At 36.9% G+C, this 17,608-nt stretch carries 12 protein-coding genes; 8 read left to right on the top strand and 4 right to left on the bottom strand.

What is annotated here, in order from left to right:
* The first annotated feature begins 34 nt into the window (after nt 1-34).
* From ACFSAH_RS10540 to ACFSAH_RS10510, 7 genes are all read left to right on the top strand, one after another.
* Nucleotides 35-1,063: a glycosyl hydrolase family 18 protein gene (locus ACFSAH_RS10540; protein ID WP_379662694.1), complete on the top strand. Its 1,029-nt coding sequence runs from the start codon at nt 35-37 to the stop codon at nt 1,061-1,063.
* Nucleotides 1,064-1,145: 82 nt separating this feature from the next.
* The gene (locus tag ACFSAH_RS10535; RefSeq protein WP_379662693.1) at nt 1,146-2,663 is read left to right on the top strand and encodes a glycoside hydrolase family 10-like protein; all 1,518 of its coding nucleotides are present in this window, start codon (nt 1,146-1,148) and stop codon (nt 2,661-2,663) included.
* A 116-nt stretch (nt 2,664-2,779) separates the two neighbouring features.
* Nucleotides 2,780-4,624, top strand: a complete 1,845-nt coding sequence (locus ACFSAH_RS10530) for an outer membrane protein assembly factor BamB family protein (RefSeq protein WP_379662692.1) — start codon at nt 2,780-2,782, stop codon at nt 4,622-4,624.
* A 237-nt stretch (nt 4,625-4,861) separates the two neighbouring features.
* Nucleotides 4,862-6,562, top strand: a complete 1,701-nt coding sequence (locus tag ACFSAH_RS10525; protein ID WP_379662691.1) for a glycoside hydrolase family 3 protein — start codon at nt 4,862-4,864, stop codon at nt 6,560-6,562.
* Between the two features lie 33 nt (nt 6,563-6,595).
* Nucleotides 6,596-7,405, top strand: a complete 810-nt coding sequence (gene murQ, locus ACFSAH_RS10520; protein ID WP_379662690.1) for an N-acetylmuramic acid 6-phosphate etherase — start codon at nt 6,596-6,598, stop codon at nt 7,403-7,405.
* A 149-nt stretch (nt 7,406-7,554) separates the two neighbouring features.
* On the top strand, nt 7,555-9,018 hold the full coding sequence (locus tag ACFSAH_RS10515; RefSeq protein WP_379662689.1) for a sodium:solute symporter: 1,464 nt from the start codon (nt 7,555-7,557) through the stop codon (nt 9,016-9,018).
* Nucleotides 9,019-9,217: 199 nt separating this feature from the next.
* Nucleotides 9,218-12,040, top strand: coding sequence for an FAD-binding and (Fe-S)-binding domain-containing protein (locus ACFSAH_RS10510; RefSeq protein ID WP_379662688.1), 2,823 nt, complete (start codon nt 9,218-9,220; stop codon nt 12,038-12,040).
* Nucleotides 12,041-12,268: 228 nt separating this feature from the next.
* Here the strand turns inward: ACFSAH_RS10510 and ACFSAH_RS10505 are convergent, their stop codons facing one another.
* Nucleotides 12,269-12,595 (bottom strand): DMT family transporter, encoded by a 327-nt coding sequence (locus tag ACFSAH_RS10505; protein WP_379662687.1) that lies wholly within the window; start codon nt 12,593-12,595, stop codon nt 12,269-12,271.
* Between the two features lie 134 nt (nt 12,596-12,729).
* Entirely contained in the window at nt 12,730-13,296 is a 567-nt protein-coding gene (locus ACFSAH_RS10500) for a Crp/Fnr family transcriptional regulator (protein WP_379662686.1), read from the bottom strand.
* 198 nt (nt 13,297-13,494) lie between these two features.
* On the opposite strand from ACFSAH_RS10500, the gene ACFSAH_RS10495 reads away from it, so the two are divergent.
* A complete protein-coding gene (locus ACFSAH_RS10495) occupies nt 13,495-14,439 on the top strand; it encodes an aldo/keto reductase (RefSeq protein ID WP_379662685.1) in 945 nt (314 codons plus the stop codon).
* Nucleotides 14,440-14,572: 133 nt separating this feature from the next.
* On the opposite strand, the gene ACFSAH_RS10490 is transcribed toward ACFSAH_RS10495, so the two are convergent.
* Nucleotides 14,573-15,661, bottom strand: coding sequence for a family 16 glycosylhydrolase (locus tag ACFSAH_RS10490; RefSeq protein ID WP_379662684.1), 1,089 nt, complete (start codon nt 15,659-15,661; stop codon nt 14,573-14,575).
* Nucleotides 15,662-15,726: 65 nt separating this feature from the next.
* Nucleotides 15,727-17,595, bottom strand: coding sequence for a hypothetical protein (locus ACFSAH_RS10485; RefSeq protein ID WP_379662683.1), 1,869 nt, complete (start codon nt 17,593-17,595; stop codon nt 15,727-15,729).
* Nucleotides 17,596-17,608: the final 13 nt, after the last annotated feature.

Below are 17,608 nucleotides of genomic sequence, written 5' to 3'. Positions count from 1 at the left end.
TATATAGTTGGGGGAAGTCAATAGACAATAAATTATGAAAAGACTTTTAATTTTGAGTATTGCGGCAATAGCGTCTTTTTCTTCCTGTAAAAAGGATATTGCCTGGGTTCCGGATGGTTATGGTGCGGGACAATTGGAGAAACCAACTACTCCCTACAAGCCGGATGAATCCTTTAAAAGAGTGATTTATTATCCTGCATATCGTGCTATTGCAGATATAGATACTACTAGTTTAGATGGCGCCACCCATGTGATCTATTCTTTTCTGAAGCCTAAAGCAGATGGTACTGTGATTTTGGATAATTCGAAAAATGGTTTAAAAGAGGTAGTGACATTAATTAAGCGACATAAAGCAAAAGCTATTATTGCGCTTAATGGGGATAGTAAAATTTATACCACTCTTCTGTCAAATCCTGTTAGTAGAAAAAGCTTTATTAATAATATAGTAAAATATACTCTGGAAAATCAGTTTGATGGAGTGGATATGGATTGGGAGTATCCCGATGCGAGCAAAGGGAATGATGTTAGTTTTGGTATATTTATGCAAGAGCTGGCTAATGAATTAAATAGCTGGCATAGAAGCTTAAGTATGGCAGTTACTGCAGGGGTATACGCCGGACCTATCAAAGATGGAATCACTCAGAATGCCATTGATGCTTGCGATTTTGTGAATCTGATGGTGTATGATGGTGCTGGCTGGGCAGGAGATTCTAATCATTCTTCCTATAAAATGGCGGAAGATGTTTTGGATGTATGGTTGCTTCAAAAAGGATTACCGAAGAAGAAAGCTGTTCTAGGGCTGCCAGCATACGGAAAAACAAGTGATAATAAAGATGCTGTGTCTTTTAGAGATTTGTTAAGTAATGGTGCTGACAAGGATGCTAATATACATACCTATACAGTAGATAGTAAGGTGTATTATTATAATGGCTTTCCATTGATTCAGCAAAAAGTTCAATTGGCAAAAGACAGAGCTAATGGTATTATGTTTTGGGAAATCGGGCAGGATGCAAAAGGAGATTTATCATTAATTAAATTCGCTTACAAAGAATCAATTAAGTAATCCATAAAATCAACTTAAAGGTTATCGGAAAAGCATAATGATAGCTTTTTTGGTAGCCTTTTTTAAAAATAAATAGCATAACATGGTATTAGCTATCAGGAAAACTATTGTCTTTATTTTCTTATTTATACTAGCTTTTTCAAAAGTTTTTTCGCAAGATAACCCTAAAAGAGAATTTCGTGGTGTATGGGTAGCCACCGTGAAAAATATTGATTGGCCATCTAAACCCGGTCTTTCTACGGAGCTACAAAAAGAAGAGCTGATCTGGATATTTGACGAGCACCAAAAAAATGGAATGAATGCCATTATGTTTCAGGTACGACCATCTGCAGATGCTTTCTTTGCTAAAGGGCAAGAGTTGTGGAGCGCATTTCTGAGTGGAGAGCAAGGTAAAGCTCCTCAGCCTTTTTATGATCCTTTGGCTTTTGCGATAGAAGAAGCTCATAAAAGAGGAATGGAATTGCATGCCTGGTTTAATCCGTACAGGGCAACTACCGATAATAATGAAAAACTGGTTAGTAAAGATCATATCACCTTTAAAAAACCAGAATGGTTTTTTACCTATGGGAACAAAAAATATTTTAATCCGGGATTACCAGAGGTAAGGCAGTATATCAATAAGGTAGTCATGGAAGTAGTCCGTCATTACGATATAGATGGAGTGCATTTTGACGATTATTTTTATCCATATCCGGATAAAGAACTTATGCCTGATACTTTAACATTTAAGCAGTATGCTTATGGTATTAAAAATATAGCCGATTGGAGAAGGCATAATGTTGATTTGTTAATTAAAGATATAGGCGATAGTATCAAGTCTGTAAAGAAATATGTGAAATACGGTATTTCACCGTCGGCTATTTATAGAAATAGTCAGGATCCTGAAATAGGGTCGTCTACTTCAGGTTTTGAACATTATTCGCAATTGTATGCCGATACCAAAAAATGGATTAAGGTAGGCTGGATAGATTATATTAATCCTCAGTTGTATTTTCCTTTCAATTACGCCCCGGCAGCGTATGAGAAACTGGTGGATTGGTGGGCTAAGCAAAGCTATGGTCGTCATGTTTATATTGGACATGGGATTTACCGATTAAACGAAAAAAAGAATGGTTGGGATGATCCAACACAAATGCCAAGACAGATTCGTTATTTAAGACAAAACTCCAATATCGGTGGAAGTCTGTATTTCAGTTCCAAATCTTTAACCAATAATATGGCTGCTTTTCAGGATTCGTTAAGAGCCAATTTATATAATACCGTTGCTTTGGTTCCGCAAATGCCCTGGTTAGACCATACACCTCCATTACCTCCGCTTAAGCTAAGGAAATATAAAAATACATTGGTATGGAATAAACCCTATACGGTAAGAGACGGAGAAAGTGCTTATGGTTATGTAGTTTATCGTGTAAAATCAGGAGAAAAAATGGATATCACTCAATCCCGGAATATCTTAAAAGTCATATTTGGAACAGAGAATACCAATTTTACAGATACAACAGCAAAGCCTTATCAGAAATACATTTATACTGTAACCGCAATTGATAGATTGAAAAATGAGAGTCAGCCAGCTAATGAATTAAAGGTGAAAGTAAAATAATTGCAAATAATTGCGTTTTTATAAAATATTAACGCATAAATACGCATAAATAAAAATGCATTTACTAAATTTGAGTGCAGGTTCTATGGTTTACATGAACAAAAACTTAGAAACGGATGAATAAAAAATTGTTTTTACTGTTGTTGTTAGTGGTTGCTGCAATAGGTAGTTATGCGCAGCCTATCAAATTTGCTTTGGTAACTGATACCCATGTGGGGAATGCTACCGGAGCTGATGACCTTGAAAATACAGTAAAAGATATTAATTCAAATCCGGAAATAGAGTTTGTGATTGTTTCAGGAGATGTTACTGAATTTGGTGCTGATGAGGAATTGAAACTGGCGAAAAATATTCTGGATCAATTGCAAAAGCCCTGGTATGCTATACCGGGAAATCATGATACCAATTGGTCTGAAAGTGGAAGTAATTCGTTTAACCGCATTTTTGGTTCCGGCACTTTTTCGTTTGAACATAAGGGCTTTGTATTTCTGGGAACAGGTTCTGGTCCCAATATGAGAATGGGGCCCGGGCAAATTCCAAGAGAAGATATTGTTTGGCTACATCAAAAACTTAAAACTGTAGGTAATAAACCTATTGTATATGTAAACCATTATCCGCAAGATTCATCATTAAACAACTGGTACAGTGCAATAGATCTGCTAAAGCAGCATCAAATAAAGTTTATGATATGCGGGCATGGTCATACCAACAGATTGTATCATTCGGAAGGTATAAATAATGTCATGTGCCGTTCTAATCTGCGAGCTAAAGATACTGTGGGAGGCTATAATATAGTCAGCCTGGATAATCAAAAAGTAAGGTTTGAAGAAAAAAGACCTTTTCAATCAGCTTCCAGGAAATGGCTGGAGCTTTCTCTGGAACACGTTGGAGATTGGGATAAAAAAGCTTATAAGCGGCCAGATTATTCCATAAACTCCAAACAAACTTCAGTCAGTAAAGTCTGGGAATTTGAAGATGATAGCGATTTAGGAACAGGTATAGCATTATATAAAAAGTTTTTGATTACGGCTAATACTAAAGGTGAGGTTTATGCGCTTCACGAGAAAAACGGTAAAAAAGCATGGCAATACCAAACGCAAGGAAAAATATATTCTACACCGGCTGTTTATAAAAGTTATGTGGTGGTTGGTTCTTCAGATGGATTTATTTACGGTTTATCAGCGGATAAAGGTAAACTTCTGTGGAAAGTAGCAACACAAAAAGCAGTACTGGGAAGTCCGGTTATAGCTGATGGTATAGCTTATATAGGTAGTTCTGACCATGTGTTTAGGGCGATTAATGTAACTAATGGTGAACTGGTTTGGCAATATCAAGATGTAGAGGGTTTTGTGGTAAGCAGGCCCTTGCTGTATAGGGATAAAGTTTATTTTGGAAGCTGGGGGCGGCATTTATATGCACTGGATAAGCATACAGGTAAAGAAGTGTGGAAATGGAACAACGGATCGGCAAATAGAATGTATTCGCCGGCTGCCTGTTATCCTGTAGCTAGTGAAGGAAAAATATTTATTGCCGCACCGGATAGGTTTTTAACAGCATTTGATGCAGAAACAGGAAACGTAGTATGGCGACATACCAACCCTGAGAACAGACCGCGGGAGTCTATAGGCATTTCTCAGGATTCGTCTATTGTATATGTTAAAACTATGGATGGAAAGGTGTTCGGAGTATCGACATTGGGAGATGAATATCGGGAGACATGGAAATCTTCATTGCAGTTGCCGTATGAAATCAGCCCAACGGCTATAACAGAAAGTGGAGGGTTAGTTTTTGTGCCATCGCATTCTGGTTTGGTTAGTGCACTTAGTAGAAAAGATGGAGAAGTGATATGGCAGTATAAAACATCCAATAGTTTGGTAAATACCATACAACCTATTCGGACAGGACAGGTGGTGGTGAGTACCATGGACGGAAAAATAACAAAGTTAGTATATATACAGTAGCAGTAGGATATGAATAACTTGAGTTCGGTTATAAAAAGGTTATGAGAGTAATGCCAAAAGAGATTGCTTCGTTCCTCGCAATGACAAAAATAGGAGCGTCTTCCGAATTTACTTCGGAACTAAACATGAAATAATGTACAAATCACTCAAAAACAATGAAATATGAGTCGAACTCAGGTAGATAAATATATCCTGTAGTTTTTAGACTTTAAACTTTTGATTTTTATAAAGAATATAATGAAGAGATATTTGCTTTTAGCCGCAGTTGCTTTTTCTGTACAGGCACAGGGCCAAATGTTTTTAGAGAAAACTCCGGAAGCAAGGCATTGGGCAGATAGTGTACAAAGGAAGCTATCAAAAAGACAAAAAATAACCCAGTTAATGGTAATCAGGGTGTCAGAAAAACAGGGTGGTAAAGATGTATTCTTTGAGGAAAAAGTGACCCGTGATGTGAAAAAATATAAAATTGGTGCATTATGTTTATTCCAGGGCGAGGCTTTAAAACAAGCAGAAATTCTGAATAAACTGCAGGCTATGTCACGTATTCCGCTTATGGTTACTATTGATGGAGAAACCGGAGTAGGTATGCGTTTTTCTGATGTAAAACCATTTCCAAATCAATTAACTATTGGAGCAACACACAATCCACAACTGGCATATCTTACCGGAAAAGCTATTGCAGAACAGTGCAAATTAGCGGGTATACACGTTAATTATGCGCCAGTAGTAGATATAAATAATAATCCTGCTAATCCGGTAATTAATGTCCGTTCTTTTGGTGAAGACAAAAATATGGTAGCCAATATGGGAGTGCAAATAACCAAAGGTATGCAGGATAATGGTGTAATGGCCTGTGCCAAGCATTTCCCCGGACATGGCGATGTAAGTGTAGACTCGCATTACGATTTACCGGTAATCTTGAAATCGAAAGAAGATTTAGAGAAACTGGAGCTGTATCCCTTTAGAAAGTTGACCGAAGCAGGTGTTGGTAGTATGATGATGGCGCATTTGTATATTCCGGCTATTGATGCCGAAGAAAACAAGGCAACCTCCATATCTAAGAATAATGTAACAGACCTTTTAAGAAAAGAAGTCCATTTTAACGGATTAACTTTTACCGATGCACTGGAGATGAAAGGGGTAGCTAAATTTTATCCGCAGGGCTTAGCGGCAGCTAAATCTATTATAGCCGGAAACGATATGCTTTGCCTTCCCGGAGATATTAAAGGAGCCATCAAAAAAATAAGACAGTCTATTAGAAAAGGCGAAATGAGCTGGAAAGATATAGACGAAAAAGTAAACCGGGTATTGCTGGCAAAATATAATCTGCAGGTGCAAAAGCATCATGTGGTTGACACCTTTCAGCTTGTACAAAAATTAAATAAAGATGTCTATAATGTAAAAAGAGAAATATATGAACAGGCCATTACATTGGCAGATCAAAAAGATGAAGATATTTTTAATTTTTCAGATAGCTCTAAAGTAGCTTATGTAGCTATAGGAGCAGCAAATGAAAACGATTTTGCTAAGGCATTGAACAAAGAATTTAAGGCAGATGTATTCCTTTTTAGTAATATATCTACAGAAAATCAGCAATTAGAATTGCTGAATAAAATAGGTGTTAATTACAATAAAATTATTGTGGGTTTACATGGTTACAGCAAAAATCCGGCAAATAATTTTGGTATTAGTACGGCATCGTGGTCGTTACTACAACAATTACAACAAAAAAATAACGTTTTAAATTTTGTATTTGGTAATCCTTATGCAGCAGGCAATATAGTTAATGCAAAAAATCTGGTGGTGTGTTACGAAGATGACCCTATCATGCATGAAACAGCTATGAAGGTATTGAAAAAAGAAATAAATACATCGGGTAAATTGCCGGTAAGTATATCAAAAGCTTATTCGTACGGAACGGGCTTAAGTGTGAAGTAATATAAAAGTGAACATAAAAATCATTAAGTGAATATGGAATTTACAACCGAAAGCGAATCAAATTATAATGATTTAGATAAAATGTCTATCCATGATATTTTAACAAATATCAATAAGGAAGATGCTACTGTAGCAAATAGTGTATCCAAATCTTTGCCACAGATAGAAAAATTGGCTACAATAGCTACAGAAAGGATGAAGAAGGGAGGGCGGTTGTTTTATATAGGAGCCGGAACCAGTGGTAGGTTAGGGGTGTTAGATGCCTCGGAATGTCCTCCGACTTTTGGTGTTCCATTTGACTGGGTTGTTGGAATTATTGCAGGAGGGGACACTGCTATCAGAAAAGCAGTTGAAAATGCTGAGGATGACTATAATCAGGCCTGGTTAGATTTACAGGAATTTGCTATTAACGAAGATGATGTAGTGGTAGGTATTGCGGCCTCGGGAACAACACCTTATGTTATTGGTGGATTGGAAAGTGCCAATAAGAATGGTATAGTTACCGGCTGTATTGTGTGTAATTCGGGGAGTCCGGTTGCTGCGGTAGCACAATATCCTGTGGAAATTGTTGTGGGGCCAGAGTTTGTGTCAGGTTCTACCCGTATGAAATCGGGTACAGCGCAGAAAATGGCGTTAAATATGTTAAGTACCACCGTAATGATTCAGTTAGGTAGGGTAAAAGGAAATAAAATGGTGGATATGCAGTTAACTAACAATAAATTATTCAGTCGTGGTATCAGAATGATTATGGCAGATACCGGAGCAACACAAGAAGAGGCTGCCCAATTGTTAGAGCAATTTGGTAACGTTAGAAAAGCTATAGAAAACTATCAGCACCATTAATTTTTTGAATAATATTTCTCATCTTGTGGGTAGCTTTTGGGCCTGTTTAAAGATTTAGGGAAAGCCTTATTTAATACAACATCCTGCTATTTATGAGGGTAGGTAATGACTAATTTTTTAAGAAGTTTAAACAACGATAAATAAGTAATATGTCTCCAGCTCTATTATTGACCTTTTTATTGGTGTATTTTTCTGTACTGATAGTGATATCTCACTTTACGTCGAAAAAATCATCGGATAACTCTACTTTCTTTATAGCTAACAGAAACTCCAAATGGTATTTTGTTGCCTTTGGTATGATAGGAACTGCTCTTTCCGGAGTAACGTTTATTTCGGTTCCCGGTGCTGTAGAAAAAACTGCTTTTGGTTATTTTCAGTTTGTACTGGGTAACGCAGTGGGCTTTTTGTTAATAGCAACGGTTTTATTGCCGTTATACTATCGTCTGCATCTGATTTCTATTTATACTTATCTGGAAAAACGCTTTGGTTATTGGAGCTATAAATCGGGCGCCATGATATTTCTGGTATCCAGAACCATCGGGTCAGCCTTTAGGTTATATCTGGTGGCTATTGTATTGCAAAAGTTTATTTTTGATACCTGGAATGTCCCTTTTTGGGTAACTATAGTTATCTGTTTAGTGCTGATTTGGTCGTACACTTTTAAAGGAGGACTGAAAACTATTATTATCACAGATACTTTGCAAACTGTTTTTCTATTGCTATCTGTGGTATTATCCATTTATTTTATATCGAAAAGTTTAGACCTTAACCTGGCGCAAACTTTTGAAGCGGTTAAAGAAAGTTCTTATTCAAAGATATTTTTCTGGGATGATTTTGGAACCAATAAAAACCATTTTATCAAACAGTTTTTAGGAGGGATATTTATTACCATTGCCATGACCGGACTGGATCAGGATCTGATGCAAAAGAACCTGAGTTGTAAAAACATTAAAGAAGCACAAAAGAATATGCTTTCTTTTACAGGGATATTTGTGGTTATGAACCTTTTCTTTTTAAGCGTAGGTGCCTTGCTTTATATTTATGCCCATGCAAAAGGGATAGATACTGCGGCATTAGGTACACCCGATCATTTATTTCCCGAAATTGCCTTAAACTATCTGGGTGTTGTTCCGGCAATAGTATTTATGTTAGGTTTAACGGCCGCTACTTTTGCTACCACAGACTCGGCACTAACAGCACTTACAACATCTTTTTGTGTAGATTTTCTGCATTTTGATAAAAAAGAAAACACCAATGATCCGCAATTGGTAAAAACCAGACATTGGGTACATATAGGTTTCTCGTTCCTTATATTTTTAGTGGTATTGGTATTTAAATTAATCAATGACGATTCTGTTGTAAATGCTATTTTTAAAGCTGCAGGTTATACTTATGGACCATTGTTGGGGCTATTCGCCTTTGGTATGCTCTCTAAAAGAGCAGTGAAAGACAAGCTGGTACCTTATATTTGTATACTTTCTCCTATCCTGTCTTTTATAGTAGATAAAGAATCATTGAACTGGTTTGGGTATTCTATAGGATTTGAGCTTATTATTATCAATGCTCTTATTACTATGATTTGTATGCTTGCGGTAAGTAAAAAAGCCGATTAACAGAACTTATTTATAGTTAATAATCAGGCCTTGCCAAGGCTGGCCGATTTATCGGCGTATTAATGAACACTTCTTGTGAAAAATGGTTATATGTAATGTGTCTGAGTGTGGCAACTTTAGATACGTTACATATTGCGTTTTTTATTTTTTTCTTAAAAAACTCTTTATAGTTTGCATCCGAATATCTAATTGTGTTAAAATGAATATTGGAGAACTCTTAACCTCAATTATCCCTAAAAACCGTATAAAAGACCGTTTAATTGATGTAGTAGCTTATGCTTCTGATGCAGGGTTTTATCATCTGACACCTAAGGCTGTTGTGCAGCCTGTGTCGGTAGATGAAATAATAGCCTTATTTAAGTTTTCTCATCAGCATCAGGTTCCTTTAACTTTCAGGACCGGAGGAACCAGTCTTTCCGGACAATCTATCACAGACGGAATTTTAGTAGACCTGAGTCAGTATTGGAATAAAGTAAAGGTAGAGAATAATGGAGCACAGGTAAGAGTTCAGCCCGGAGTAATTGGGGCTGCGGTTAATAACTATTTAAAATCATACGGTAAAAAAATAGGACCCGATCCGTCGAGTATTAACTCTGCGATGATGGGGGGGATTTTATCAAACAATTCCAGTGGAATGTGTTGCGGAGTACATCATAATTCTTATCATACTACCCAATATATTCGTTTTATACTTCCCAATGGGAAAACATTCAGTACCGAAACGCAGGCAGATTACGAAAGGTTTCAATTAGAATGTCCGGATATTTACGCGACCTTAAAAAGTTTGAGGGAGCATGTGTTAGCCAATCAAGAGCTTTTTGATATTATCAGACACAAATACCAGACAAAAAACACCGTAGGTTATTCTGTAAACTCCTTTGTAGATTTTGAACATCCTTTAGATATATTGGCTCATTTGCTGATAGGAGGCGAGGGAACTTTAGGTTTTATTGCCGAGGCAGTGATGAATACAGTGGATGATTATCGCGAAAAATCGACTACTTTATTGTATTTTCCAAATATCTACGAGGCCTGTAAAGCAATTGTACCTTTAACCGATACGGGCGCCGAGGCAGTTGAGCTAATGGATAGGGCATCTTTACGGTCTATAGAAGATATCAAAGGAGTGCCGGATATTTTGAAAACTTTGCCCGAACCAGCGGCAGCTTTATTGATAGAATATCAGGCGGATTCAAAAGAAGAACTGGAACAAAAAATCAATCAGTTTTTAGAGCTATCTGCAGACCTTTCTTTGTTAAGTCCGGCTGTTTTTACAACTGTACCAGCAGAACAAGCTTTTTTATGGACCTTAAGAAAAGGTATGTTCCCATCTGTAGGAGCAGTGAGGGCAAGTGGTAGTACAGTAATATTGGAAGATATTGCTTTCCCTGTACATACATTGGGCGATGCTATATTGGATTTGCAAAAGTTATTTAAAGCTTACGATTATAGCAATGCCATTATATTTGGTCATGCTAAAGACGGAAACATCCATTTTGTAGTTACACAATCTTTTAGCACACCAACAGAAGTAGAACGTTATGACAGATTTCTGAAAGATGTGGTAACGCTGGTGGTAGATAAATACAAAGGCACTTTAAAAGCCGAGCATGGAACGGGCAGAAATATGGCTCCGTTTATAGCTACAGAGTGGGGAAATGATATTTACGAGATCATGAAACAATTGAAGCAGGTTGTAGATCCATGTAATTTGTTAAATCCGGGTGTTATTATCAACGAAAATAAAAAGGCGCATATTACCCATCTTAAAGATCTGCCAACCGTAGAGCAGGAAGTGGATAAATGTATGGAGTGTGGTTATTGCGAACATGTTTGCCCAAGCAGAAACCTGACGTTAACACCAAGACAACGTATTGTAGTACGGCGTGAGTTGCATACTTTAAAGAAAAAAGGCAAAAAAGCAGATTATGATACTTTATTGGAACAGTATCAGTACGATGGTCTAGATACCTGTGCTGTGGATGGATCTTGTGCATCGGCTTGTCCGGTTGATATTAATACCGGAGACCTGGTAAAACGGCTGAGACGAGAAAATCACAGTGATTTTGCCAATAATGTAGCGTTGCAATTAGCCAAAAACTTTGGAATTACCTCATCGGCAACAGAGTTTGCAGTTAAGGCTGCCAATGGTTTAAATCAGGTATTTGGTAAGAATACTACTGTGAAAATTACCAAGGTATTGAGAAATATTGTTCCTGCCACACCGTTATGGTCTAATCAGATCAAAACAACAGGTAATATCCAGTCTAAGTATGTGAAAAGTACTGCCGAAGATGCTGTGGTTTATATGCCAACCTGTATTTCAAGAATGATGGGTGGACCGGCTATAAGCGGCAAAAAGAATATGATAGATACGATAGCCAGTATTTCGGCTAAAGTAGGCATAAGTTTCATTATTCCAGAAAAGATAGCTTCTTTGTGCTGCGGACAGATGTTTTCGTCAAAAGGTTATCAAAAGGCCTTTACATTTGCGGCCAATCAATCTATAGAGCAAATTTGGTTAGAAAGTAAGCAAGGAAAGTTACCTGTAATGTTAGATGTAAGTTCCTGTACACATACTTTACAAGAGAGCCGTAAATATTTGACAGAAGAGAATAGGCAACGTTTAGATGCGATGCGGATTATTGATAGTATAGATTATATTGATGAGTTTATTATCCCCAGAGCAAAATTGCAAAGGAAGAAAAAGAATATCGTATTGCATCCTGTTTGTTCATTGAAAAAGATGGGACTGAATGCTAAGTTTAATAAAGTAGCAGCATTTTTTGCCGAACAGGTAACTGTACCGTTTAATGCTAATTGTTGTGGAATGGCGGGAGACAGAGGTTTTCTATTTCCTGAATTGACACATTCGGCAGCTGAAATGGAGGCTAAAGAAGTGAATGCCTCTGGTTTTTTTGATGGATATTATTCGTCCAGTAAAACTTGTGAGATGTCTTTGTCTGATGCCGTGGGAAAAAATTATGAATCAATTGTTTACCTTGTAGATGACTGTTTGTAAGAAAAGCTGAAAAAGTAAAGTGCTTCAAAAAGTCAATTCTACATACTATTTTGATATTTAGGTAAACTTAATATATACGTTAGAAGTTTGCTCCAATTTATTATAGGTCTGTCTCCTGTATTTGCTTGCTGCAAATATAGGAGACAGACTCATAAGATTGAGATACCAAAGTTTTTTACTGTGCTTAGGCTTCCTTTTGTAATACAACAAAAACTGTTTGTACTGTTTCTAATTGGAAACAGCTTTTAAGCCAATAATAGATGCTATTAGTGTAGTTATAAAAAATAGTCTCCAGAAGCTTGCAGGATCTTTAAATACGAATATTCCAACCAATACCGTACCTACAGCACCAATTCCTGTCCAAACAGCGTAGGCTGTACCAATAGGTAAAGTTTGTGTGGCCTTAATTAACAAGCCCATACTAATGGTAAGTGTTACTAAAAAAAGTCCGTACCATAAATACGTTTCATTTCCAGTTGTTTCTTTTGCTTTTCCCAGGCAAGAAGCAAATGCTACTTCAAATAATCCGCCAATAATGAGAATAATCCAGTTCATTGTTTTTATTTTAATTTGGGCAAAGGTCAGCAACAGAAAGCTGCCGGAATTTTACAAATGATAAAAAATAAAAAATAAAAATATTTAAAGATAATTTCAGTTAAGATTTATGGGGGCAGCCAGAGGATATATATTTACTTTATATCTGCTCTTATTCTGCTTAAACTTACCTGCGTAATACCTAGATAAGATGCAATATGCCCTAATTGGACTCTTTGCAATAAATGTGGATGATCTCTCATGAGCTCTTTATAGCGTTCGGTTGCATTTTTAAACTGTAGTGAAATCAAACGTTCTTCTGTTTTTATCAGCTCCTGTTCAGCAAACTTTCTTCCCCAATTAGCTATGTCAATATTTTGTTTGTACAGTTGTTGCAGCTCTTGGATTTTAATTTCGTAAAGCTCGCAATGTTCCAGTAGCTCAATATTCTCGTAGCCCTTTTGATTTTGTACATAGCTTTTCATAGAAATGGCGGTGCTTCCCTCATGCCCAAACCAAAAAGTTATTTCGCTATCAGGAGTCTGGGAAAACGCTCTGACAATACCCTTTTTAATAAAGTAGATTTTGTTTTCGATTTTGTCCGCTCGCAACAGAATATGTCCTTTTGGGAAATCAACTTGCTTGATATGAGCGTTCAATATAGATTTTGAATCCGGTGGTAAGGGGTAAATATTGTCTAGTATTTCGTCCAGGGTCATCATTAAATCAAAGGTATATGCATTTGAGGAAATAATCCTTTAGTATTTGAAAGTTTTTCTGAGGACATTTACTTTTTACTGACTAAAATAGGATTCCAAAACTATAAATTGGTAAGCATTGCGTTAAAGTTTACAGCAGGTTGGCATATTATTGTTGCTGTTGAGCTCTGTATTTAGTTATTAAAATTTAATTACTTCGTTATGGAAAAAAGAGAATTAGGACAATCCGGTATTAAAGTGGCTCCAATAGTATTTGGAGGTAATGTTTTTGGCTGGACCATTGATGAAAAGAAGTCCTTTGAGATTTTGGATGCTTTTGTGGCCGCAGGTTTTGATTTTATAGATACGGCAGATACTTATTCTTATTGGGTAGATGGTAATACAGGTGGGGAGTCTGAAACTATTATCGGAAACTGGCTGCATAGCAGAAAAAATAGAGATAAAGTGGTTATAGCCACAAAAGTGGGTTCAGAGAATAGAAGTCACGGTCGTGATATTAGTAAAGCTTACATTCTTAAAACTGTAGAAGAGTCATTAAAACGATTGAAAACAGATTATATAGATCTTTATCAAACACATTGGGATGACGATAAAACACCTGTGGAGGAAACTTTATCTGCCTACGAACAATTAATCAGAGAAGGGAAAATTAGAACTATCGGCGCTTCTAATTTATCTGCGGAAAGAATGAAAGCTTCTTTGCTGGCAGCAGATAGCGGATTACCTAAATACCAGACTTTTCAGCCTCACTATAATCTTTATGCCCGGGAGACTTATGAAAAGGAGTTAATGCCTGTATGTGTTGAAAATAATATTAGCAGTATCACTTATTTTTCTTTAGAATCTGGATTTTTGACCGGAAAATACAGAACAGCATCAGATTTTGTCAAAAGTGTAAGAGGCGGAGGGATGGCTAAGTATTTTAATAATCGTGGTTTTGCTATTTTGGATGCTTTGGATGAAATAGCAAAAAAGCATCAAACTCAACCAGCCACCATTGCTTTAGCATGGCTGTTACAAAGACCAAGTGTTGCTGCCCCTATAGTAAGCGCCACTTCTGTACAACAATTGGAAAGTATAATAAAAGCACCTTCGGTGGTTTTGGATGCGGAAGATATTGCAAGGTTAGATAAATCTAGTAGTTGATAATTTGTTGAAAATGTAGAATTATAGTGTGTTTAATCGAGAAGGAGGAAAGTCTTATTACAGATATTGATAAGACTTTCTCCTTCCTGATACATACTGAGTTGTTTTTTAGATAACTATTGTTTTTTAATCATTATTTGCTTTTTTGAAATACTCTTACATAATCGATATCATAATTAGCCGGTAGTACAGATTCATCTATTCCCATAGCACCACCCCAATTACCCCCCCAGGCAAGGTTTAGTTTTAGATAAAAAGGATTATAAAATGGCCAGGTGTCTTTATTGCCTGTTTTGTCATTTTGAAAGGTGAAATAGTTTTCACCATCCACATAACCTTTTATAAAATCCGCTGTCCATTCCACCGCATAAACATGGAACTCATCCTGTGCAGTTGGAATGAGTTTTTGTGCAGTTTTTTGTGTCCCAATAGAATGATAATATGCTTTACTATGAATAGAAGAATGGATTTGATTAGGATCGTACCCCACGTGTTCCATGATGTCTATTTCCCCATCATCAGGCCAGGCTGTATAATTTTTCGGCATCATCCAGAAAGCAGGCCAGGTTCCTTTTCCTTTTGGAACCTTTAACCGGGCTTCGAAATAGCCATAAGTCCAGCTTTTATTGGTGTTCATGCGAATAGAGTAAACGGTTCCATTTATCTTTTTTGCAGTAATACGCAGAATGCCATCTTTTACTACGGCTAACTGATCGCCGTCTTTGTCGCCGCTAACATATGTTTGAAGTTCATTATTCCCCCAGCCATTACCTCCTGTTTCGTAAAACCACTCAGAACTTGGTCGAGTACCTTCGTCAAATTCGTCATTCCAAACAAGTGTATATCCTTCGGGTGTATTTACATTAGGAATTGGTTTACCCTTTTGTGTTACGGGGATACTTATCCTGGTGTTTCCTGCCTTAACAATAACGGATCCTTCACGAGTACTCGTGTTGGTGTTTGCGGCAATGGTTACTCTTACTGTTTCTGTGGTATTAATGGACCCCTTTGGGGTGCAGTTTATCCAGTTTTCATTACTATATATCATCCACTCACGGTCAGCTTTAACATCAATAGTCGTTGTAGATTCACTATAATCTACATTGATTTGGGAAGGTGAGCAGGAAATATTACTACTTGCTTCAACTCCGTTGTTTTTACTGCTGCAAGATGTGGAGTAAAGTGCTAGTATAAGTAATATAAACAAATTGATTTTATTCATGATTTTTATAATTTATTGGCATGTGTAGCAAAATGATTATACTACACATGCTAAGGTTGGGCAATTTATTGATTACATGTGGATTCTTTTAAAATAATATTGCGAATGGTGACCTCTGTATTTGCAGGGTTTCCACCAAAGTCAAAAACCAGATTTATATTTTCTATATCTAACCCAGGCATAGCCGGCATCTTAAAAACATAGTCTTTATATGCTTCCAGGTTTGTGTTTTTAGTAAAAAAGAATATACTATCATCATCAACTTTTGTAAGTTTAATAGTTACACCATTGAGATTCTTTGTTGAGTTTAATACGCAGCGGAAATCATAGGTTTTGGTACTTTGGGTGCTTATGTTACTGGTTTTAAAGTGTACTTGTGCTTGCCACTGTCCATACGTTTCTGTGGGTAAGATAACTTTATATTGGTTACCATTTGCCTCTATAACAGGATTTGCTATTGGCGTATGCCCTGGAGCGTAGTATAAAAAGTTTGTATAAGCCACTGTTTTCCATTTGTTGCAGTCCGAGTCAGGTAACCAGTTTACGTTGTCTTCCTCGGGTTCTTCAATGATAGTACCATCGTTACAGCTGTTTTCTTTTAATACAATGCGGCTTACGTCAACAGTTGTTCCGGCCGGATTGCCTCCAAAATCAAGTACAAGTTTTACTACATCTATATCTATACCAGGTAAATTGGTTCTGATAAAAGTGTATGTCTCGTTAGCCTTCAAATCAACCTGTTCCTCAAAAAGGAAGATATTGTCATTTTCTCCGCCACCGTTTTTTACCAGTTTGACGGTTACGTTCTTTATATCTTTGGATGAATAAAGGATTGTAGAGAAGTCATAATTTGTAGCTGCATTAGTACTTATATTAGTCTTGAAAGCTACCTGTGCCTGCCATCTTTCAAATGTTGCTTCAGGTAATTTTATATGATAAGAATTACCGTTAGCAGTAAAGTCCGGATCAGCAATCTCATTCCATCCAGGTGCATAATAAAATTCGTTTGTAAAGTCTGCTGTTTTCCACAGGTTACAGTTGTTGTCAGGATCATAACCCCCAATTTTAGTTTCTCCTTCGGCCGACAGAATATAATGCCATGCAATAGTTCCGTTGTCGGATACTAACTCGATCTTATTCGGTGAAATACCCACCACCTTATACTTTGGTGCATTATAGCTTTCATCGTTGGCGATGTAGGGAAATAGGGTCTGTGCGGGAAAAGTCAGAAAGACATCTTCGCCTTCACCAATAAAATTGTATGAGGTCGTTTGTTCAGGAACAGGAGCCATAAAGTCAACTTCATTATGAGGGTTATGTTCACTAAACAAGGTACTGCCTGTATTTACATAAACTGTTCCGCCTTCGCCCGGATTGTAGGTGTACTTCATGTCGTTTGTAAACGTCAGTATATCATCATATAATCCCCAGTCGGCCTTATCGTTTGGTACAGCACTCCACCACTCAAGTCCATCGGTACCTGATGGTCCACAGCCCAAATGGCCTTTTTCTAATCTGGCAATCGACCATTTTTTGCTCTCGTTACCGGCTAATAGCCCGATGTATTTGTCAAAATCTACTAATGAATTATTGATAGTAAATGTTTTGGTTATAGAGCCATCGCTAATACCATTTGCATTTCCTATTTTTACTTCTACTGTATAAGTTCCCGCTGTATTATAAATCTTGGTGAACTTGTTAATTGTAGAATAGGCATTTTTGCCTTGTCCTTCAAAAATCCATACCGGATAGACACCTTTGTTATTCATGGTAAAAGTTACCTGGTTAATATCCTGGTCAACATTGATACTGATATCGATATCTGTAGCTAAAGGAATTCCTCCTTCAGAAGGGTGAAGGATATTTTTTTTACACGCTACCAAAGTTACGAGTACAATCAATAGCCCCCCTAAATAGTTATATATCCTTTTCATGTTTTTACACTGT

Origin of the sequence: Pseudopedobacter beijingensis (assembly GCF_042678145.1) — a bacterium.
Classification (GTDB): domain Bacteria; phylum Bacteroidota; class Bacteroidia; order Sphingobacteriales; family Sphingobacteriaceae; genus Pseudopedobacter; species Pseudopedobacter beijingensis.
Note: the sequence above shows the minus strand (reverse complement) of the source record. Positions and strands in the feature narration are given on the sequence as shown.

What these genes read in the sequence shown, in the direction of transcription:
- ACFSAH_RS10535 (WP_379662693.1), top strand. Translation starts at nt 1,146, where the DNA reads ATGGTATTAGCTATCAGGAAAACTATTGTCTTTATTTTCTTATTTATA.
- ACFSAH_RS10525 (WP_379662691.1), top strand. Translation starts at nt 4,862, where the DNA reads ATGAAGAGATATTTGCTTTTAGCCGCAGTTGCTTTTTCTGTACAGGCA.
- ACFSAH_RS10540 (WP_379662694.1), top strand. Translation starts at nt 35, where the DNA reads ATGAAAAGACTTTTAATTTTGAGTATTGCGGCAATAGCGTCTTTTTCT.
- ACFSAH_RS10500 (WP_379662686.1), bottom strand. Translation starts at nt 13,296, where the DNA reads ATGATGACCCTGGACGAAATACTAGACAATATTTACCCCTTACCACCG.
- ACFSAH_RS10485 (WP_379662683.1), bottom strand. Translation starts at nt 17,595, where the DNA reads ATGAAAAGGATATATAACTATTTAGGGGGGCTATTGATTGTACTCGTA.
- ACFSAH_RS10495 (WP_379662685.1), top strand. Translation starts at nt 13,495, where the DNA reads ATGGAAAAAAGAGAATTAGGACAATCCGGTATTAAAGTGGCTCCAATA.
- ACFSAH_RS10510 (WP_379662688.1), top strand. Translation starts at nt 9,218, where the DNA reads ATGAATATTGGAGAACTCTTAACCTCAATTATCCCTAAAAACCGTATA.
- ACFSAH_RS10530 (WP_379662692.1), top strand. Translation starts at nt 2,780, where the DNA reads ATGAATAAAAAATTGTTTTTACTGTTGTTGTTAGTGGTTGCTGCAATA.
- ACFSAH_RS10505 (WP_379662687.1), bottom strand. Translation starts at nt 12,595, where the DNA reads ATGAACTGGATTATTCTCATTATTGGCGGATTATTTGAAGTAGCATTT.
- ACFSAH_RS10515 (WP_379662689.1), top strand. Translation starts at nt 7,555, where the DNA reads ATGTCTCCAGCTCTATTATTGACCTTTTTATTGGTGTATTTTTCTGTA.
- ACFSAH_RS10490 (WP_379662684.1), bottom strand. Translation starts at nt 15,661, where the DNA reads ATGAATAAAATCAATTTGTTTATATTACTTATACTAGCACTTTACTCC.
- murQ (WP_379662690.1), top strand. Translation starts at nt 6,596, where the DNA reads ATGGAATTTACAACCGAAAGCGAATCAAATTATAATGATTTAGATAAA.